Source organism: Nonomuraea glycinis (genome assembly GCF_014646515.1).
Taxonomy (GTDB): domain Bacteria; phylum Actinomycetota; class Actinomycetes; order Streptosporangiales; family Streptosporangiaceae; genus Nonomuraea; species Nonomuraea glycinis.
Genome location: NZ_BMNK01000022.1, coordinates 151113 through 168425, shown reverse-complemented (window position 1 = coordinate 168425; position 17313 = coordinate 151113). Strand labels below are relative to the sequence as shown.

At 68.0% G+C, this 17313-nt stretch carries 23 protein-coding genes; 11 read left to right on the top strand and 12 right to left on the bottom strand.

The window, feature by feature from the left end; all coding sequences use genetic code 11:
• Positions 1 to 133 precede the first annotated feature (133 nt).
• On the top strand, positions 134 to 391 hold the full coding sequence (locus IEY87_RS41065) for a hypothetical protein (RefSeq protein ID WP_189144282.1): 258 nt from the start codon (positions 134 to 136) through the stop codon (positions 389 to 391).
• Between the two features lie 524 nt (positions 392 to 915).
• Here the strand turns inward: IEY87_RS41065 and IEY87_RS41060 are convergent.
• Both IEY87_RS41060 and IEY87_RS41055 read right to left on the bottom strand, forming a co-directional pair.
• Entirely contained in the window at positions 916 to 1359 is a 444-nt protein-coding gene (locus tag IEY87_RS41060) for an ATP-binding protein (protein ID WP_189144281.1), read from the bottom strand.
• Positions 1356 to 1631: a hypothetical protein gene (locus IEY87_RS41055; RefSeq protein ID WP_189144280.1), complete on the bottom strand. Its 276-nt coding sequence runs from the start codon at positions 1629 to 1631 to the stop codon at positions 1356 to 1358. The genes IEY87_RS41060 and IEY87_RS41055 overlap by 4 nt, the downstream gene beginning before the upstream one ends.
• Before the next feature lie 300 nt (positions 1632 to 1931).
• On the opposite strand from IEY87_RS41055, the gene IEY87_RS41050 reads away from it, so the two are divergent.
• From IEY87_RS41050 to IEY87_RS41040, 3 genes are all read left to right on the top strand, one after another.
• Positions 1932 to 2747, top strand: coding sequence for a helix-turn-helix domain-containing protein (locus tag IEY87_RS41050; RefSeq protein WP_189144279.1), 816 nt, complete (start codon positions 1932 to 1934; stop codon positions 2745 to 2747).
• Positions 2735 to 2941 carry a DUF397 domain-containing protein gene (locus IEY87_RS41045; RefSeq protein ID WP_189144278.1) on the top strand — a complete coding sequence of 69 codons (207 nt, stop codon included), beginning with the start codon at positions 2735 to 2737 and terminating at the stop codon, positions 2939 to 2941. The genes IEY87_RS41050 and IEY87_RS41045 overlap by 13 nt, the downstream gene beginning before the upstream one ends.
• Before the next feature lie 94 nt (positions 2942 to 3035).
• On the top strand, positions 3036 to 3422 hold the full coding sequence (locus IEY87_RS41040) for a Rieske (2Fe-2S) protein (protein WP_225278125.1): 387 nt from the start codon (positions 3036 to 3038) through the stop codon (positions 3420 to 3422).
• 99 nt (positions 3423 to 3521) lie between these two features.
• On the opposite strand, the gene IEY87_RS41035 is transcribed toward IEY87_RS41040, so the two are convergent.
• Positions 3522 to 3992, bottom strand: a complete 471-nt coding sequence (locus IEY87_RS41035; RefSeq protein WP_189144276.1) for a hypothetical protein — start codon at positions 3990 to 3992, stop codon at positions 3522 to 3524.
• Positions 3993 to 4174: 182 nt separating this feature from the next.
• Here IEY87_RS41035 and IEY87_RS41030 point away from each other — a divergent pair, with 182 nt between their 5' ends.
• The gene (locus IEY87_RS41030; protein ID WP_225278126.1) at positions 4175 to 5641 is read left to right on the top strand and encodes a PI-PLC domain-containing protein; all 1467 of its coding nucleotides are present in this window, start codon (positions 4175 to 4177) and stop codon (positions 5639 to 5641) included.
• On the opposite strand, the gene IEY87_RS41025 is transcribed toward IEY87_RS41030, so the two are convergent.
• The 3 genes from IEY87_RS41025 to IEY87_RS41015 form a co-directional block, all read right to left on the bottom strand.
• Positions 5616 to 6227 carry a hypothetical protein gene (locus IEY87_RS41025; protein ID WP_189144275.1) on the bottom strand — a complete coding sequence of 204 codons (612 nt, stop codon included), beginning with the start codon at positions 6225 to 6227 and terminating at the stop codon, positions 5616 to 5618. The genes IEY87_RS41030 and IEY87_RS41025 overlap by 26 nt on opposite strands.
• On the bottom strand, positions 6224 to 7213 hold the full coding sequence (locus IEY87_RS41020; protein WP_225278127.1) for a DUF418 domain-containing protein: 990 nt from the start codon (positions 7211 to 7213) through the stop codon (positions 6224 to 6226). Before IEY87_RS41020 ends, IEY87_RS41025 begins: the two co-directional genes overlap by 4 nt.
• A 249-nt stretch (positions 7214 to 7462) precedes the next feature.
• Positions 7463 to 7981 carry a DEAD/DEAH box helicase family protein gene (locus tag IEY87_RS41015; protein ID WP_189144274.1) on the bottom strand — a complete coding sequence of 173 codons (519 nt, stop codon included), beginning with the start codon at positions 7979 to 7981 and terminating at the stop codon, positions 7463 to 7465.
• A gap of 89 nt (positions 7982 to 8070) precedes the next feature.
• On the opposite strand from IEY87_RS41015, the gene IEY87_RS41010 reads away from it, so the two are divergent.
• Positions 8071 to 8259 carry a GNAT family N-acetyltransferase gene (locus tag IEY87_RS41010; protein WP_229699454.1) on the top strand — a complete coding sequence of 63 codons (189 nt, stop codon included), beginning with the start codon at positions 8071 to 8073 and terminating at the stop codon, positions 8257 to 8259.
• Between the two features lie 159 nt (positions 8260 to 8418).
• Complete coding sequence (locus IEY87_RS41005; protein ID WP_189144272.1) at positions 8419 to 9234, top strand: helix-turn-helix domain-containing protein; 816 nt, start codon at positions 8419 to 8421, stop codon at positions 9232 to 9234.
• Positions 9235 to 9267: 33 nt separating this feature from the next.
• Here IEY87_RS41005 and IEY87_RS41000 read toward each other — a convergent pair whose 3' ends face one another.
• Both IEY87_RS41000 and IEY87_RS40995 read right to left on the bottom strand, forming a co-directional pair.
• Positions 9268 to 9888 carry a TetR/AcrR family transcriptional regulator gene (locus IEY87_RS41000; protein ID WP_189144271.1) on the bottom strand — a complete coding sequence of 207 codons (621 nt, stop codon included), beginning with the start codon at positions 9886 to 9888 and terminating at the stop codon, positions 9268 to 9270.
• Positions 9889 to 9909: 21 nt separating this feature from the next.
• Positions 9910 to 10383, bottom strand: coding sequence for a nuclear transport factor 2 family protein (locus IEY87_RS40995; protein ID WP_189144270.1), 474 nt, complete (start codon positions 10381 to 10383; stop codon positions 9910 to 9912).
• Between the two features lie 206 nt (positions 10384 to 10589).
• Here IEY87_RS40995 and IEY87_RS40990 point away from each other — a divergent pair, with 206 nt between their 5' ends.
• Positions 10590 to 10802, top strand: coding sequence for a hypothetical protein (locus tag IEY87_RS40990; RefSeq protein WP_189144269.1), 213 nt, complete (start codon positions 10590 to 10592; stop codon positions 10800 to 10802).
• Positions 10803 to 10818: 16 nt separating this feature from the next.
• Here IEY87_RS40990 and IEY87_RS40985 read toward each other — a convergent pair whose 3' ends face one another.
• Positions 10819 to 12291: an FAD-dependent oxidoreductase gene (locus IEY87_RS40985; protein WP_189144268.1), complete on the bottom strand. Its 1473-nt coding sequence runs from the start codon at positions 12289 to 12291 to the stop codon at positions 10819 to 10821.
• 215 nt (positions 12292 to 12506) lie between these two features.
• On the opposite strand from IEY87_RS40985, the gene IEY87_RS40980 reads away from it, so the two are divergent.
• Positions 12507 to 12992 (top strand): MarR family winged helix-turn-helix transcriptional regulator, encoded by a 486-nt coding sequence (locus IEY87_RS40980; RefSeq protein WP_189144267.1) that lies wholly within the window; start codon positions 12507 to 12509, stop codon positions 12990 to 12992.
• Positions 12993 to 13116: 124 nt separating this feature from the next.
• Here IEY87_RS40980 and IEY87_RS40975 read toward each other — a convergent pair whose 3' ends face one another.
• Together IEY87_RS40975 and IEY87_RS40970 are read right to left on the bottom strand one after the other, a co-directional pair.
• Positions 13117 to 13848 carry a hypothetical protein gene (locus IEY87_RS40975; protein ID WP_189144266.1) on the bottom strand — a complete coding sequence of 244 codons (732 nt, stop codon included), beginning with the start codon at positions 13846 to 13848 and terminating at the stop codon, positions 13117 to 13119.
• The gene (locus tag IEY87_RS40970) at positions 13835 to 14338 is read right to left on the bottom strand and encodes a SigE family RNA polymerase sigma factor (RefSeq protein WP_225278147.1); all 504 of its coding nucleotides are present in this window, start codon (positions 14336 to 14338) and stop codon (positions 13835 to 13837) included. Before IEY87_RS40970 ends, IEY87_RS40975 begins: the two co-directional genes overlap by 14 nt.
• Positions 14339 to 14489: 151 nt before the next feature.
• Between IEY87_RS40970 and IEY87_RS40965 the strand changes: the two genes are divergently transcribed.
• Positions 14490 to 15365: a hypothetical protein gene (locus tag IEY87_RS40965; protein ID WP_189144264.1), complete on the top strand. Its 876-nt coding sequence runs from the start codon at positions 14490 to 14492 to the stop codon at positions 15363 to 15365.
• Positions 15366 to 15391: 26 nt separating this feature from the next.
• On the opposite strand, the gene IEY87_RS40960 is transcribed toward IEY87_RS40965, so the two are convergent.
• The gene (locus IEY87_RS40960; RefSeq protein WP_189144263.1) at positions 15392 to 16717 is read right to left on the bottom strand and encodes an MFS transporter; all 1326 of its coding nucleotides are present in this window, start codon (positions 16715 to 16717) and stop codon (positions 15392 to 15394) included.
• A gap of 76 nt (positions 16718 to 16793) precedes the next feature.
• Between IEY87_RS40960 and IEY87_RS40955 the strand changes: the two genes are divergently transcribed.
• Positions 16794 to 17312, top strand: coding sequence for a GNAT family N-acetyltransferase (locus tag IEY87_RS40955; RefSeq protein WP_189144262.1), 519 nt, complete (start codon positions 16794 to 16796; stop codon positions 17310 to 17312).
• Position 17313 lies beyond the last annotated feature (1 nt).

Sequence of the window (17313 nt, the reverse complement as noted above, 5' to 3'; positions counted from 1 at the left end):
TCAAAGGCACTTTTCTCATGTGAACGATCAGCCCGGCTCAAATTCCCCGCGAAAGCCCGAGGCTAGTGTCCGCCAAGAACGCCAAAACCTTAGCCCCCTTCCCTAGCGGCCGGATCGCGACCAGGATGTCCCCATGGCGAAGATCAAGGAGTTCTTCCGGGTCACCAAGACCGCAGGGCCGCACCCCACAGAGGTTGAGTGCGGGTACCAGGTGATCCAAGCAGATGAGGGCATCCTGCTACAGCTCAGTACATATGGTTCGGATGGCCGACAGTCTGAAAAGAAAACAAGCCAGACTCTTCAGCTCGATCGGGAGCGTGCAGCCGAACTCCTCAGGATCCTCACGAACACGTTTCCCGGCCTGGGGGAGGATGTGGTGCGTCCGGCTTGAGGCCGACTTAAAGAGAGCCAATGGCGATGTATCGATGACGCGATCGAGGGAGACCGTCGCCATCACGGATCCATGCCATGTCGACCCGTGACCTGCCTCTTCCGAAGCGCATCGCTTCCATCAGGGTGCACTCTACGCCGCGGTTTACGAGGAGCCGGTGCGAGATCAGGGCCGCTCACCCGGTCGAACTGCTGCCGCCGAAGAGGATAGGGGTAGTGGTCACATGACTGTTCATAAGAACGCCTCATCTGTGAGGATCAGGGCCCACATACGGTCCGCTTCGCAGCGAAGCCATGGTCCGGCGTATGTCTCCTTCCGAGGTTCGACCTGGTAAACGCGGCGGATCACGTACCTACCGCCGGACGCGAGCAGTTCGTACACGATCGTGCGGCAGGAGCAGGTGTAGGCCAGGACCCGGACGCGGTACGGCCTCTCGGCTGTCCAGTCGAATCTCGTCAGTTGCCGGCCGGTCCGGGTGGGTGGGTGTGGGGCGAGTTGTGGGCAGGGCCAGATGCCTGGGCTGGTCATGGTGAGACGGCCAGGATGGCCCAGACGATCTTGCCGCCGGTGTTCGGCCAGCGGTAGCCCCAGCTCGCAGCCAGGTTGTTGATCACCTGAAGGCCACGGCCGCCGAGTTCCCACGGCTCGGGGGCGCGCAGTTTCGGCGGGTTGCGGTTGCAGTCCCAGATCTCCAGGACTACGCCGTCGCCTACCTGGTGCAGGCCGAGCCACGGGTGGCAGTCGTACCCGGCGAACATTGCGTACGTCGGGTCGTTCGGCTTGTGGGCGTTCTGGGTTGCCTTGATGGCGTTGGTCAGCAGCTCGCTGGCGATGAGCTGGGTGTCGTCGGTCAGCTCCGCGCGTCTCCAGTCGGCGAGGATCCGGGTAACGTACGTGCGGGCGATCGAGACCGAGCGAGGGTCCGCCGGAAGGGCCGTGTAGGTGCGGCGGGTGAGGGAGGTTTTCATCGTGTCGCCCAGCGGGCGATGTGGGAGGCGACGCCCTCTGCGCCGACCCAGGTCGACTGGTTGCGGCCGGGGCCCCAGGTGAAGAACCAGACGTTCTGGCGCTGGATGGCGGTGATTTTGACTTGGGTGGACGCCTGGTTGATCACTACGGCCGGCTCCGTCCGTACGGAGAGGTCGAGCAGGGAGCCCAGGCCCAGTTCGCGTAGGTCCCAGGCGAGGCGCACCAGGAAGAGGTACGCCTGTTGTCCGTCAGATAGTCGCGCTGCGGTCATACGATCACCGCCGATTTCATCGCAGGCGGTGAGTACCGCCTCATGGTTGCGCACCTCACGCCGACCTCCTTCCGTCTCCGCGAGACGCATCCGCCGCCTCCTGCGACAGGCGATGTGTCTCCATGACTTCCTGGAGTAACAGCATGCGTACCGACGGCCACGAAGTGGGCTTTTACCTGGCGAAACTTGAGCGACGAAAGGCGACTCAAGAACTGTATGGACAGTCAACTAAACGTAGTTGTACTGTCGCGGACAGTGAGAGTCGGAGAGATGGAGCAAAGCGGGCTGTCGAGGAGCGATATGAAAAGCAGCATCGGCGACCAAATGTCACCAAGGGCACGATTCGCCTCTGACATGGAGCATCGCCGCAAGGACGCGGGCATGTCCCAGGCCACCCTGAGCACTCGAATGCTCTGTCATACGTCCCTCGTCAGTCACATCGAACGAGGACGTCGGACACCCACGCTCGACTTCGCCGAGGCCCTGGACCGTGTCTTTCAACTCGACAGCCACTTCGCGAAGCTACATAGGCAAATCTCCCATTCACCCACTCTCGGATGGTTCGCACGCTGGGTGGAGGAGATCGAGCCGCAAGCGCTCATCCTGCAGACGTGGGACCCGCTGCTCGTTCCGGGACTGCTCCAGACTCCCGAATACTCTCGCGCGACCTTCTCAACAATGACCCCTGCTGATCGCGTAGAGGAGCGCGTACAGGCACGGGCGCGCCGTACGCAGATCTTCGAGCACCCGAACCCTCCGGTCTTTTTGGCCCTCATCGAGGAGAGCGTTCTTCATCGTCCGCTCGGAGGGACGGACGTCTTCGTACACCAGCTTCGCCATCTGTTGGAGTTGAGTCGGCATCCACGTATCACTGTCCAACTCGTGCCTATCGCGGCGGGTTGTGCGGCTGGCATGATGAGCGCGTTCGCGCTGGCACGGCTCCGCAATGGCGCTGAGGTGGTGTCGGCCGACTCCGTTCTCACTGGTCACGTCACGGGTGATCATGATTCGGTCGCCAGCCTCAAAATGAGGTATGACAACATCAGAGCTGACGCATATTCCCAATCAGTTTCACAGCAATCCATAGAGGATGCGGTAAGGAAATGGACAAAGTGAACCTTGAGCATGCGGAGTGGCGCAAGGCGAGCGCCAGCGGCGACAACGGCCAGTGCGTGGAAGTGGCGACCAACCTGCCCGGCGTCGTGGCCGTACGCGACAGTAAGGCCCCGGACGGGCCCGCGCTGGTGTTCACGCACCAGGAGTGGCAGGCGTTCCTCCACGGAGCCGGCCGCGGCGAGTTCGATCTCTGACCGAGGACGGCCGCTTCCAGGCCCAAGTCATCGACCGAAAACCTCCCGAACCATTCCTTGATCTGCGTACGTGTGGATGGTTGAGGAGGCAATCATGCTCACACGTCGTGCATTGATCACCCGGGTCGGCGCCGCGGGCGCAGGAAGCGTCGTCTTCCTGTGGCCGAGCGCGGCCGAGGCGGAGTCGGAGGCGGCCGGCCCCGTGCTGGCCAGCACCAAGGGCATTCCCGTCGGTGGCGGAAAGATCGTCAAAGGCAAGTACGTGATCACTCAGCCCAAGAAGGGCCTCTACAAGTGCTTCAGCGCCAAGTGCACCCATCAGGGCTGCACGGTGGCGAGCGTGAGCGGTGGCGCGATCAACTGCCCGTGTCACGGCAGCAAGTTCAGCGCCACGACCGGTCGTGTGCTGAACGGACCCGCCAAGCGGCCCCTGGCCCAGAAGAGGATCAAGGTCGCGAAGGGGAAGATCAGGCTCGCCTGAGCGGTAGGGCGTAGGAGACTGACCGAACGACGGCCGCTCCCAGGCACAGGAAGCATGTCTGAGAGCGGCCGCTCCGCACTCCCGGTGGCCATGTCGGGACTACAGGCCGGTCATCACCAGGCTCATGTAGTACCAGTAGCCGTTGCCGAAGATGTGCTGCGGGATGTCGGTGGTTTGGCCGGTGGCCAGCCCGGCGCAGGTGAAGCCCCAGGCGGTGACCGAGCCGAGCACCTTGCCCTGGCCGACGGCGGGCGGGGTGACCTCGCGCAGGCTGAACAGCGCCGACCCGGTGGTGCCGATGGTGGTGGTCGGGTTGGCGAAGTTGCCGGAATAGGCGCGGTCACCGTTGCTCATGGCGACGTACCGGTTGCCGGTGGGATACATGAACCCGGCGAGGTTGACCTTGATCTCGTCGCCGCCGTTCTCGTCCGTGTCGTGTGCGTCGACGAAATTTAGCTCCACCCTGCACGTGGAGGCCTTGGCGGTCGCGCCGGCGGGCGAGGCCACGGCCGCCGGGACGACCAGGCCCGCCGTCAGTGCGAGCGCGAGTACGAGCTTGTGAGATCGCATGCCGTTTCTCCCTCTAGGTGACCTGCGTTTCCTGCCGAAACGCCGGCATCTCAGGGTGTGGCCGACAGCGTGCGCAGGTCAGTGACCAAATCCACGCTCTGTGCACGCCCTTTTACGCGGTCGCGCGGCCAAGGCACGTGCGCGAACCCCGGTGAAACAGACGGTGGACAGATCATCGATCCATGTGGATCATGGCGTCCATCGAGGTTCCCGCCGCCCCCCACCACGAGGACCCGAGGATGACCCGTACAAGAGCTGTGCTCGCCATGGCCGCGTCCGTGCTCCTGATCAGCGGAAACGCCCAGGCCGCCACGGACCTGCCGTTATCGTCGGCGATCTTCCGCGCCACGCACAACAGCTATTCCGGCAACATCGACGGCGCCAGGAACTCCATCACCTACCAGCTCGACCACGGCGTCCGCTTCATCGAGCTCGACGTCCACGACAACGGGTACGCCACGGCGCACGACTACGCCATCGGCCACGACTCCCCCGGCGATCAGGTCGACCACTCCGGCAACCCGGCCTCGAACCTGCTGCGCGACTGGCTGGACGTGATCGACACCTGGTCCGAGCGGCATCCGACAGCCGCCCCGCTCGTCGTCATGCTCGACCTCAAGGACGATCTGACCGACAACCCGTCGTTCGCCGCCGGCAACCTGGCCGCGCTCAACCAGGAGCTCATCGAAGTCTTCGGGCCGCGGCTGCTGCGGGCCGAGGACTACCCGGCGAGCACCCCGCAGCTGGACTCGCTGCGCGGCCGCGTCCTGGCCCTGCTCTCCGGCAACGGCAAGAGCCGCGCGGAGTACCGACGTGACATCGGCCGCGACCCGGCGATCGCGATCAACGCGAACGGGCAGATCGTCGAGGTGCACGACTCCGGCTCGGGCGTGCTCTGGTACTGGACCGGCAGGTACGACGACGGCCGGGTGACCTGGCTCCGCCACGGGCGCTACGACAACGGCAGAACGCCCGCCGTCGCGCTGAACGACAACGGCGACGTGGTTGAGGTTCACCAGTCCCAGAACGCGACCACACTGTGGTCTCGGGTGGGGCGTCTCGGTGCGGACGGCGAGATCAGCTGGTCCGCCAGCCGCCAGTACGACAACGGCGTGCTGCCCACGGTCGCGTTCACGGACCCGGCCGGCACGCGGCTGCGCGAGATCCACCGCAGCCAGAGCAACAGCCAGAACTGGACGTGGGACGGCCTGCTGAACGGCGGCACGTCGACGGTCACGTGGAGCGGCAACGCGAAGACCTCCGACGCCCACTTCGACAAGACCACCTCGGCCCGCGGCACGTCGAGCGTGCGGGTGTGGACCGGGGCGGACGGCCCGACCCCGGCGCAGACCCTGCGCGTGGACACCGACCGCGTCACCGGCGACCGCATCGGCTACCCGCAGATCGCCTTCGACGAGTTCCAGAAGGGCGACGCCGCCGAGCTCCAGCAGGGCGCCCTGTTCTACGCCGCACCGGCGGGCGAGTCCGCCTTCATCACCTCGGCACGGCGAGCCGGGCGGCTCGTCCGCGGCTGGGACTTCGACAGTGCGAACCAGGCGACGACCCCGCTGGCCAACCACCCGGCGACCAACCATCCCTACGCCTCCTGGTACGAGAACCTCCTCACCCAGTCCGGCGCCGTCCAGTGATGCGCTCACGGATCTCAGTCGGCAGCCCTTCGTACGTGGCCAGGCGTGTCAGAGCCGCGCGGCTCTCGGGCACGGCCTGGGTGCAGAGGAGCGCCTCCACGGCCTTCTCGACGGCCATCCCGCGCTGTACGTACAGCTCGGCGAGGTTCATGAGCCAGGGGGTGAGCGCCTTTTCGTCGTCGACCATGAGGCCGCACCAGCTCAGGGTCCGCTCGGCGATCCAGGCGGTGACGCGCCGGGTCCAGATCTCCTCGAAGTCCATGGTGTCGATGCCCTGACGGGCGCACTCGGCCTTGACGTCGGCCATGCGCTCGGCGGTGACGTGCCGGGCGTAGGGCATGCGTACGCGCAGAAGGGCCCGGATCGTGGTCCACTCGGGGTACTCGTCGTCCGCGCACTCCCAGACGGTCGGCTCCTCCGGCGGCTCGGGCGCGGCGAGCGCGGCCCGAGGCAGGCATGCTTCGAGTACGGCCCGCGCGTAGGCCAGGTCCTCCTCGTGCTCCGGCGGCCAGACGAAGCCCGAGCCCCAGGAGAACGGGTAGGCCCGGACCACGTCCGGCAGCAGCGGTGTCTCGTCCGCGATCATGTGACTCCGTTCATGCGGAGGGTAGGGCGGCGGGCCCAGGTCGCCCAGCGCCAGAGCCACTCCAGGGGACCCTGACGGTAGCGGCGAAGCCAGAGGGTGGAGAACAACCACTGGGCCGCGAGGATGACGCCCGCGGCCTGGAACGCCACCGACGACGACAGGCCGATCGGCAGGCCGAGGAGGTGGGCGGCGGCCAGGACGAGGAGGGTGGCGGTCAGATAGTTGGTCAGCGCCATCCGGCCCAGCGGCGCGAAGAGGAGCTCCAGCACCGGTCGAAGCGGCGTTCTGAGCAGGATCAGCAGGACGCACACGTACACCCCGGCGAGCAGCAGGTCGGCCAGGGTGGACGTGGCGGGCAGGTCCGTCACCGACCGTGCCCACAGAGCGGCGGCCAGTCCCGCCGCGAAGGCCAGGCCCAGCAGGACCGGCCCCCGGGTGGAGCCGTCGATCTTGTCGATCACCCCGTAGCGGACCAGGGCCGAGCCCAGCAGGAACAGCCCGGCGATCAGCAGGGGCCCGCCGCCGCTGATCACCGCCACCGTCATGAGCGCGGCGGACAGGCCGGCCACGGCCCAGCGCGGCAGCCAGGTCGAGGGCAGCAGCACCAGCATGCCGACGATGGCGTACTTGGTCAGGACCTCGCCCGGCCACAGCAGCATGTGCCCGAGGCCGATCGCGAGCAGCGCCAGCAGCCGGCGCAGCAGGACCAGCCGTGGGCGGGGGTCGCGGCTCGCGGCGGAGTCCAGCAGCAGCGAGAACCCGATGCCGAACAGCAGGGAGAAGATCGGGAGCCCGAGCCAGGGATCCCAGGCGCCCATGGGCTGCGCGACGACGGCGGTGCCGTCATTGGCTATCAGCTGGATGTTGGCGAGCAGGATCTCGCACAGCGTGAACCCGCGCAGGACGTCGAGCGCGGCGATCCGCGGCCGGCCGGGGGAGGGCATGGCGGGGCCTCCCCTGAGGGGATGCAGGTCTTCATCGGGCACGGGCCTCATCCTGCGGGCGCGGCTCCGGCGCGGGGATCGGCCATAAGTGGTATTTCGCGGTCCGCGACCGTACTTTCGGCCAATTGAGAACGATATTGATTGTCATACCCAGTGGCTGTTCTACGCCGCACCGGCGAGCGAGTCCGCCTTCATCACCTCGGCACAGCGAGCCGGGCGGCTCGTCTGCGGCTGGGGCTTTCAACAGGGCGCCGTGGGTGAATGTCTACTCCGCGAGGTGGGCCCTGTCAGCTACCGCGCTGCGTCGATCACGCTGTCCACCACCTCGGTCACCGGCTTGGATGCATCGATGATCGTCGCGCCAAGGCTTTCGTAGATCGCTCGCATCTGAGGATTCCACTTCAGGGCCGCTGCGAGCTCTTCGGGATGTTGACCGAAGGTGTTCGTCGTGCGGGTCGCGAGCCGGTGGCGGAGGGTGTCCTCGTCGATCACCAGGCATACGATGAGGTCGAAAAGATCACGGACGTCTGTCTCGTTCTCCGCCGACCCGCACAAGAACGTGATCTGGAAACGAGACTCCTCGACGAGGGCCGCAACTCGCTCGCGGACGATCGCCCACCCGTATCGATCGAGCCAGCCCCCGGGAACCGGATCCGGCGGATCCATCACGACCTCGCCATCAGCTCGGTCGATCCAGCGACAGAATCCGTCCATGTCGGCGTCGAACGCGACATGGCCACGCGCTCGCAACACCCCGCAGACCGTGGACTTACCAGTCCCTGAATTGCCCGTCACCCACACCAATGGCACGCCGCCAGCGTAGCCATGACCACCCGGGCAAGCGACCGGCTGCTCTTCGTACGTGGGCCGTACGACCCTCGGGAGCCAGGTGCGAGAGTGTGACCACCCCGGAGTGGCGTGACCAGGGCATCGGCAGCGCCCTGATGGGTGAGGTCGACCGCTACGCCCGCAGCCATGACCTGGACACCCTCATCGTCTGGCCTTCACCTCGCAGCGCGCCGCTGTACCGGCGCGGTGGCTTCGGCCGCTCCGTCGAACTGCTCGAACTGCCCGTCACGCCTGACTGAGCCACGAAGCACCCTCGTACGACTCTGTCCCGCCCGAACCGACTCAGCCAGCCGTGCCCCCAGCGAAGTCAACGCCAGAAACGATACAAGAACGACATTGATTGTCATATCCAGTAGCGGTATGGTCGCGGAGGGTGATCAATCCGAATAAGGAGCCGCGTGAGCGACAGCATCAGCAACCCGATACCCCCCGGAGTGCGTTTCGCCTCCGACCTGGAGCACTACCGCAGAAACTCGGGCCTGTCCCTCGTCGCCCTCGGCACCCGGATGCAGTGTCACCCCTCTCTCATCAGCCACATCGAGCGAGGCCGCCGAGAGCCCACTCTCGACTTCGCCGAAGCCCTGGACCACGCCTTCCAGCTGGACCAGCATTTCACCACCCTGTTCCGGCAGATCTCGCACTCCCCCGCCCTCGGCTGGTTCGCGCGCTGGGTGGAGGAGGTCGAGCCGCAGGCGGTCATCCTCCAGTCCTGGGACCCGATGCTGATCCCGGGACTGCTCCAGACCTCGGAGTACGCCCGCGCCGTCTTCTCCCCCATGGCCCCCGCCGACCAGCTGGAGGAGCGGGTCGAGGCCCGGATCCGGCGGTTGCAGATCTTCGACCGGCCGAACCCGCCGGTCTTCCTGGCGCTCATCGACGAGGGCGTGCTGCATCGTCCGATCGGCGGGCCGGAGGTTCTCCTGCACCAGCTGCGCCACCTCCTGGAGCTCGCGCAGCATCCGTGCGTCACCGTCCAGTTCGTCCCTATCGCGGCGGGTTGCGGCGCTGGGATGATGAGTGCGTTCTCGCTGGCGCGGCTTCGCGGCGGGATCGAGGTGGCGTCGGCGGACTCCGTACTGTCGGGTGACGTCACGAGCGATCATGACGCGGTCGCCCGGCTGAAAGTGCGCTACAACATCATCAGAGCGGACGCGCATTCCCAGTCGGTGTCGCTGCGGCTCATGGAGGACGCGGTGACCACCTGGGCGAAGTGAGCCTTCCCGCGCACCCGGTTCGCTCCTGGGCCGTCAACCAAGCTGATCCGGACGGCGGGCCAGAGACGCCAGGATGATCTCTCGCACCGCGCGGACCGTGGCCGCGAAGGCGGCCGGGTCCCGGCCGATGTGTTCGGCGCCCGCGCGCATGACGCCGGACAGCAGCTCCACCGCGAGGTGCACGTCGCCGACGGCACGGAACTCCCCGCGCGCGATGCCCTCCCGGACGACGTTCCGCACCTCGACCACGATCGCGTGGAACGGACTGTCCAGCCCCTTCGGCACCTCGGCGACGAGCGGGCCGGAGCCCGGCCGGAACATCAGCTGCATGGCCTGATCCGTGGACGCCTCCAGGAAGGCCTCGATGATCTCCCGCATCCGCTCCGCGGCCGGGTCCGAGGACCGCGCGGCGATCGCGGCCACCCGCTCGACCACAGGGCGGCTCGCCCGCCGGGTCAGCGCCAGGACCAGCGCGCTCTTGTCGCCGGCGTAGTTGTACAGCGTGTTGCGGGCGAGCCCTGCCCGGGCCGCGATGTGGCCCATGGTGATCGAGTCGTAGTCGCGTTCGAGCAGCAGCCGCCGCATCGCCTCGGCGAGGTCGGCCCACACCATCTCGTGGTGCTCCTCGATGCTGGCTCCCCGGATCCGTGGCATCCGATCATTCTCCCCCCGCCGCTAGCGGGCCCGCTCGGCGGCCAGGGCAACGCTCGACAGCTGCGGGTTCTCCTGGTACGTCGAGGTGAGCTTCACGCGGTTGAGGCGCCAGCCGTCGGCCGTGCGGACCGCTTCGTTGTCGTAGAAGCCGACCACCAGCCAGTGATGGGGACCATCTCCGGCGAGCTCGTCCGGGATCCAGTGTTCGGCACGGACGTGCGCGTGGATCGTCGCGCTGTCGCCGTCGATCTCGATGACGTGTCCGGTGATGGCGTGGTGCGTCGCCGTGTAGGGCGCGAAGGCGGTGCGGAGGGTCTCGAGGTAATCGCCGAGCGGCACGGTCATGGGCGGAATGTCGGCGACAGACCCGAAGTCGAGCGTCAACGGGTCGGTGAAGACGAGGCCGGGTAGGTCGGTGAACTCCTTCAGGTCCGCTATATCGGCATATCGGCCAAGCAGCTCGATGAGATCGGCACGGTCGATGAGCGCATTCATGAGAAGCCCTCTCCCTTCACTACGACACTGCTCGCGCTTTACGCGACAACCTGTCGCAAAGATTACGACAGGTTGTCTACGAAATCAACGCATGGGCCTCAGTAGGAGGAGTTTCGAACCTCCCAGGACATCCGGATCCGGGATACGGTGCGAGCCACGGCGGCCCGTCGTTCGGCGTGGGCTCGGGTGAAGGAAAAGAGAAAACAGTGAGAGCATGGATCCTCATCGCAGTCGGCGTTCTCCTGGCGGCGGCCGGCGTCCTGTGGACGCTGCAAGGGCTGGGCGCGGTCGGCGGCAGCGTGATGAGCGGTGACACCACTTGGGCCGTCATCGGCCCCATCGTGGTCATCGTCGCTCTGGCCCTCGTGTTCATCGGCGTGCGCGGGTTGCGCGGCTCGTCCAAGGCAAGCGGCGAATGACCCGCTGACGCCTGGTTCAGCGCGGGGGGCGGACGCCGACGCCGTCGAGGTAGGTCGCGAGGAACGGCAGCTCGGCGACGCCGCCAATGGCCGCGACGTATCCGTCAGGACGGACGAGCGCCCACTCCCCCGGCGACAGCCCATAAGCACTCTGTACGTGGCCGCCGGTGTCGAGGATGTCCCGGCCGAGGACGTGGATCCGCAGGCCGACGCGGAGCGCCGGGAGTGCCGTCTCCTCGACCTCGTACCCGATCAGCGTCCAGTGCGGCCCCTGGAAAAGGCTGAACAGCCGCGTCGCGAGCCCGCCCGCGCCGGTCACGGGGGCGTCGGGGGCCCGGTCGCCGGCCTGGACGCCCTTCTCGCGCGGCGGTCCGCCCACCGTCAGGGGCGAGTCCGGGTAGCCGAGGTCGAGCTGGCTCACCTCGCGTCCGCGACGGAGGTCACGCTTCTGCGCCGCTTCGAGCAGCCGCTCCGACAGGCCCAGCACCTCCTGCGCGATCGGCCGGCGCTCTTGTTCGTACGTCTCCAGCAACGACTCCGGGGCGCCGTCGAGCACGGCGGCCAGCTTCCAGCCGAGGTTGTAGGCGTCCTGGATGCTGGTGTTCAGTCCCTGGCCGCCGGTCGGCGGGTGGCAGTGGGCCGCGTCCCCGGCCAGCAGCACGCGCCCGCGCCGGTACTGGCCGGCCAGCCGGGCGTTCATCTCGTAGACGGATCCCCATACCACCTCGCGGATCACGATGTCGTCCCGGCCGGTGCGTTCGCGGAGCAGCGCGGTGAGCCCCTCGGGCGACAGGTCGACGTCGACGCCGAAGGGGACGGCGGCCTGACACTGGAACAGGTCGGTGCCGTACAGGGGGCACAGTGACACCTGCGCCTCCTTGTCCTGGTCCCAGCGGTGCCAGAAGTCCCACGGGAGGCCGTCCACGCGCACGTCGGCCACGAGCGCCCGCACGCCGAGGGTCTTCCCGGGGAACTCGATGCCGAGGGCCTTGCGCACGAAACTCGATCCGCCGTCGGCGCCGACCAGGTATTTGGCACGCACCGGCCACGCGCCTTGGATCGTGGCGGTGACGCCGTCGGCGTCCTGCTCGAAGCCGACCAGCGCGTGGTCGTACTCGACGGCGTGGCCGAGCTCGGCCAGCCGCTCGCGGAGGCGGCGCTCGGTGAGGAACTGGGGGACGAGCAGGGGAATCTGGTACGGCTCGGCCGGCGTCGGCTCGGTCCGTTCGCCAGGTGCCCGGTCGACGTGGCCGTCATCGGTGTAGAGCCGCGCCAACGGGTACTCGCCGCCGGAGGCGACGATCCGGTCCACCACGCCGAGGTCCTCGAAGACCTCCTGGCTGCGGGGCTGGATGCCCTTGCCGCGCGAGCCGGCGAACGGGTGCGGCGCCTTGTCGATCAGGCGGAAGCCGACGTTCCTGCGGGCGAGGTCAATGGCCAGGATCAGTCCGGCCGGACCGGCCCCACAGATGATCACATCGGGTGACATGGCGTACGTCTCCTTCGGTGGAAGCTCCTTGAAAACGTGTGTATTTTGCACATAATTTGAGGAGAAAGTCAAGCGGATAGCCTGGTGGACTGGTTCATAGATGAATGCATAGTGAACACATCTTGCCAAGGCATCGGCGTGCGGCCATGCTGGGAGAGCTCACCCGAGCCGGTATCCTCGCGTTGGCACGTCCCACCCGTTCACGTAAGGCGAGCATGGTTTCCAAGCACCGCCGGCAGGTCGCGCTTCGGCGCCTGCACGAATCACTGGTCGACCTGATCTCGTTCACCAACCTGCCGCGCGGCGACGAGGAGCTCATCGCCGAGGCCGGGGTCGTGCTCGACCAGGCCCTGTTCCGCCTGCTCGTGGGCGTCGAGCGGTTCGGGCCGATCAGCGTGGGCGAGATCGCCGAACGGACCGACCGCGACCACACGACCGTGAGCCGGCAGGTGGCCAAACTCGCCGAGCTCGGCCTGATCGAGCGGCGGTCGAGCCCCCTGGACAAGCGGGTCAAGGAAGCGATGGTCACCGCCGCGGGCCGCCGGGTCACGGACGCGCTCGACGCCGCCCGGATGCGGCTCAGCACCCCAGTGTTCGAGCACTGGAGCGACAGGGACCTGCTGGAGCTCGAACGGCTGATGCGCCGCTTCGCGGACGACCTCCTCTCGATGTCCGCCATGCCGAAGGAGACGGACACCTGACTTTTCCCGCCTGTGCGAGAGACCTCGTCAGCCGCCGGCGTGCAGGGCTTCCGCCACGTGCACCCCGGCGGGCCCGTCCTCCTGGTCGAGCAGCGTGGCCGGCGTCCGGGTGTCCTGACGGAGGTCAGCGGGTCGAGGTGAGCCCTTCCGCGATCCGCTTCAGCTCGGCGCTGACGGCTTCGGCGCCGGAGAACTCCTTGGCGTATGTGGGACTGAACATGATCTCGGCGCGCTGCCTGTCGCCCATCCTGAGGAAGAGCGTGGGGGTGCCCTTCATGCCGTCCTCGCCCACGTGCTGGATGACCAGGTAGCCGGTCCGGTCGCCGATGGTCACCTCCTCACCGTCGCCCTCGTCGCGGTACTGCTGGATCCGGTCGTCGAGCTCCTGGACGGCCGCTTCCTCGTACATGTAGATCTGGACGCAGTAGAAGCTGTTCTTGTCGCCGTCGAAGTTGTACGAGGTCGAGTATCGGTCGCCGAAGTCCACCGACCAGTTCGACCATCGCAGCCGCTCGGGCAGATACCCCACCTTCACCTGCCCGAACTCCTTTCCGTCGCCCAGGTCTCCGAGCTCCCGCGGCTTGGAGGGGACCGGCGGGGTGTCGTCGATGGCGGGCGGCTCCGGCATCGCGGAGATCGTGGGCTCCTGCCCGGTCGTGGCCACCGAGCCGACGGTCAGGTATCCGATGGGCGCGGCGGCGATGACGGCGACCGACGTGGCCAGCGCCGCGACCCTGGCTCTCGTCCGCCTGCCGCGGGAGGCGCGCATGACCCGCTCCGCCAGGTCGGGCGCGGCCTGCAGCCTCGCGGTCTCGTCCGCCATGATCTGGCGGATCTCCTCCTCAAGCATGGGCATTCCTGATCACTCCTTCCGCTGATTCCCGGCCGAGCGCCGAGCGGAGCTTGGCCATGGCCTTCGACGCCTGGCTCTTGACGGTGCCGACCGAGCATCCGAGCACCTCAGCGGTCTGCGTCTCGCTGAGGTCCTCCCAGTACCGCAGGACGATCACCGCGCGCTGCCGGGGCGGCAGGGCGCGCAGCGCCTCCATGAGCACATGGCGCAGGTCGACATCGGTCGCGCGGGCCGACCTCTCCGGCGGGCTGTGCATCGGGATGATGCTGAGGATCGCCCGGCGGCGGGCGCGGCTGATGGCGGCGTTGACGATGACGCGCCGCACGTAGGGCTCGGGGCTGTCGTGACGCACCCGGTCCCAGCTTCTGTACGTACGCTCCAGCGCGGTCTGCAGCAGGTCCTCGGCCTCCGCCGCGTCACCGCAGGCGAGATAGGCGACCCGCAGCAGACTCGTGGCACGCGCGGCCACAAAGGCACTGAAGTCGCGTTCCACGCCGCTCACGGCTTTCTGTCCGATTTCACGCCTCCTAATACGCCTCGGCCTTCGCAACCGTTGCCCTCCCGCGCAGAATATTTTCGCGGGCAACCCTTCGAGCGGCCCAGGCGTATGGATGGTCGTGACTTCGAATCCATGGAGCGATCTGATGACATTCGTGACCGCGCCGGCCTGGCGGCTGATCACCCTCGGCGTCGCCCTGGCCGTTGGCGCCACCGCCCTGAGCGCGCCGGCGGCCGTCGCGGCCACTCCCCCTGAGGGGGCCTACTGGCACACCAGGACGATGTCGACGTCCACCCACCCCTGGCGATTCGGCTCCAAGGCGCGCCCCTATTCGCTGGTCCAGCGGGACATCACGGAACGGTGGAGCGCCCCTGACGGCAGGGCCTGGTTCGGATACCGCGAGCTGGCGACGCTGCCGGGGACCGCGGCCGACAAGAAGGCGTGGCAGCGCGACGGCTCCCCCTCCACGTGGAGTGAATCGATCGACGGCAAGACCGTGAAGCTGTCCGCCCACCCCGCCAAAGGCCGCGTGGGCCCAAGGCCGAATGAACCGAGCCGGTTCTGGTTCGCGCAGCAGTGGCTGACGTACGACGAGGTTCAGCGCCTGCCCAGCGACCCGGGTCGGCTGAAGGACTGGCTCACCAAGGCGGGCCAGGTCAGCCGGGAGAACGACATCCCCGGCTGGCTCCGGTACACCCTGCCCGAGCTGCTGCACGACGTTCCCGCCCCGAAGGAGGTTCGCGCCGCGGCCTACCAGGCGCTGCTGACGCTGCCGGGCATCCGCGCCGGCGGCGACGCGAAGGACGCCCTGGGCAGATCCGGCGCCGCCGTCCTGATCGACACGGGCCAGAAGCACTCGGCCAAGATCAGGCTGATCGTCGACACCGGCAGGATGGTGCTGCTGTCACGTGACCAGACGGCCAGGCTCGACGGCAAGATCCTCAGAGGCAAGACCAACGAGGAGACGCTGGTCGAGGTCGGCTGGACCAACTCCCAGCCTGCCGTCCCAGCCCTGCCCTAGTGTCCCGCCGGCGTGGACGGGGGCGCCTACCTCCGCCGGTGTCCGGCGCCTGCGCCGAGCTCCTCCACGCCGGCGCGCGTCTCCGGGGTCGTGGCCGCTACCACCAGGGCCGCGAGGGCTACGACAACGAGGTAGTAGGCGGGGGCCACTGCCTCCCCGGTGCTGTCGACCAGCCAGGTGCCCACGAACGGAGCCGTGCCGCCGAAGACGGCCAGGGTCACGTTGTAGCTGATGGCGGCGCCCGTCACGCGGGTCGCGGCGGGCAGCAGCTCGACGAAGAAGGTGTAGCTGCCGCCGCCGTAGACGGCCAGGGCCGCGGCCAGCAACACCTGCCCGATCACCGCGGCGCCGAAGGAGCCGCCGGTCATGAGCATGAACGCGGGCAGCCCCACGACGGCGACCGCCGCCGCGCCGGCGATCAGCATCGGCTTGCGGCCGAAGGTGTCGGACAGCCGGCCGCCGATCGGCAGCAGCATCGCGAACGACAGCAACGCCACGGCATTGGCCGCCAGCGACTGCGTCAGGCTCAGCCCGACGACGGTCTGCAGGTAGGTGACGAAGTAGCCGGCGAGGAGGTAGAAGCCGAGGCCGGACAGCGCCATGACGGCGAAGATCTGACCCAGCCGGACCCAGTCGCCGCGCAGGCTGCCCCGCAGCGGGGCGGCCTCGATCGCGTCGCTTCGCTGGAGCTCCCGGAACACCGGGCTCTCCTCGGTGCGACGGCGGACATAGACGCCGATCAGCGACAGCGGCAGCGCCAGCAGGAAGGGGACGCGCCAGCCCCACGCGGCGTAGGCGGTGTCCGGCACCGCGCCGGAGATGGCCAAGATGATGACCAGCGCGATGACGGACGCCGCGGCGGTCGCGGCGACCGTGATGGCGATCCAGGTGCCCCGACGTTCGTACGGCGCGTGTTCGAGCACGAACGACGGCGCGCTGACCGCCTCGCCACCCGCCGAGAAGCCCTGCGCCAGTCTGCACATGACCAGCAGGACGGGGGCCATGATCCCGGCCGCGGCGTGGGTGGGCAGCAGGCCAATGAGCGCGGTGGCCACCCCCATGCACATCAGCGTGGCGTACAGGACCTTCCGACGGCCGGTGCGGTCGGCGAGCGCGCCGAAGAACAGCCCGCCCAGCGGCCGGGCGACGAACGCGACACCGTACGCGGCGAAGACGGACAGCAGGCCGGCGACGGGGTCCTGACCGGGGAAGAACGCCTCGGCGATGGACACGGCCGAGAAGCCGTAGATGGCGAAGTCGAAGAACTCCACGAACTGCCCCGCGCCGGCCCCGAGCAGCACCCGGCGCTGGGCCGCGGACGTGCCGCCCGGGCTGACGAAGTCGCGGATCATGGAGGGGTGAATCCTTCTCCTCAACGGTGCCCCCGGCTCCCGCTTTGGCGAGCCCCGGTGGATAGGGTCCTCTCCCATGGTCGACTGGGTGCGCCTTGAGCTGGACGTTGACGGGTTCGATGACGCGGACTTCGAACCGTACCTGGTGCGAGCCCGTGACTCCGGCGTCGGCTTCACCACGATGGCCGAGGCGGGCGACACGGCGGCGGGGCATCGCGCGCTCTACGACCTCAACCGGACCTGCTCGGCCGACATCCCGGACCGGGGCGAGTTCTACACCTATGACGACTACGTCACCCAGCGCATCAAGGTGCCATCGTACGATCCGGCGGGGATCATTCTGGCCACCCGCGAGGGGGCGTGGATCGGCATGTCCTCGACGTCGTTGCACCCGGCCGAGGGGCAGGCGTTCAGCGAGATGACCGGGGTGCTCGCGCCCTACCGGGGGCAGGGGCTGTCGCTGGCGTTGAAGCTGCTGGCCATCCGCTTCGTCCGGGCGGCGGGTTACCGCCGGCTGGCGACGTTCCACCACCCGCGCAACGCCTCGGCCATCGCCATGAACCGCCGCCTCGGCTTCGTCGACCGACCGGGTTGAG

Coding starts and splice junctions, on each gene's coding strand:
- IEY87_RS41065 (WP_189144282.1), top strand. CDS start 134: ATGGCGAAGATCAAGGAGTTCTTCCGGGTCACCAAGACCGCAGGGCCG.
- IEY87_RS41060 (WP_189144281.1), bottom strand. CDS start 1,359: ATGAAAACCTCCCTCACCCGCCGCACCTACACGGCCCTTCCGGCGGAC.
- IEY87_RS41055 (WP_189144280.1), bottom strand. CDS start 1,631: ATGACCGCAGCGCGACTATCTGACGGACAACAGGCGTACCTCTTCCTG.
- IEY87_RS41050 (WP_189144279.1), top strand. CDS start 1,932: ATGAAAAGCAGCATCGGCGACCAAATGTCACCAAGGGCACGATTCGCC.
- IEY87_RS41045 (WP_189144278.1), top strand. CDS start 2,735: ATGGACAAAGTGAACCTTGAGCATGCGGAGTGGCGCAAGGCGAGCGCC.
- IEY87_RS41040 (WP_225278125.1), top strand. CDS start 3,036: ATGCTCACACGTCGTGCATTGATCACCCGGGTCGGCGCCGCGGGCGCA.
- IEY87_RS41035 (WP_189144276.1), bottom strand. CDS start 3,992: ATGCGATCTCACAAGCTCGTACTCGCGCTCGCACTGACGGCGGGCCTG.
- IEY87_RS41030 (WP_225278126.1), top strand. CDS start 4,175: ATGTGGATCATGGCGTCCATCGAGGTTCCCGCCGCCCCCCACCACGAG.
- IEY87_RS41025 (WP_189144275.1), bottom strand. CDS start 6,227: ATGATCGCGGACGAGACACCGCTGCTGCCGGACGTGGTCCGGGCCTAC.
- IEY87_RS41000 (WP_189144271.1), bottom strand. CDS start 9,888: ATGCCACGGATCCGGGGAGCCAGCATCGAGGAGCACCACGAGATGGTG.
- IEY87_RS40995 (WP_189144270.1), bottom strand. CDS start 10,383: ATGAATGCGCTCATCGACCGTGCCGATCTCATCGAGCTGCTTGGCCGA.
- IEY87_RS40985 (WP_189144268.1), bottom strand. CDS start 12,291: ATGTCACCCGATGTGATCATCTGTGGGGCCGGTCCGGCCGGACTGATC.
- IEY87_RS40980 (WP_189144267.1), top strand. CDS start 12,507: ATGGTTTCCAAGCACCGCCGGCAGGTCGCGCTTCGGCGCCTGCACGAA.
- IEY87_RS40975 (WP_189144266.1), bottom strand. CDS start 13,848: ATGCCCATGCTTGAGGAGGAGATCCGCCAGATCATGGCGGACGAGACC.
- IEY87_RS40965 (WP_189144264.1), top strand. CDS start 14,490: ATGACATTCGTGACCGCGCCGGCCTGGCGGCTGATCACCCTCGGCGTC.
- IEY87_RS40960 (WP_189144263.1), bottom strand. CDS start 16,717: ATGATCCGCGACTTCGTCAGCCCGGGCGGCACGTCCGCGGCCCAGCGC.
- IEY87_RS40955 (WP_189144262.1), top strand. CDS start 16,794: ATGGTCGACTGGGTGCGCCTTGAGCTGGACGTTGACGGGTTCGATGAC.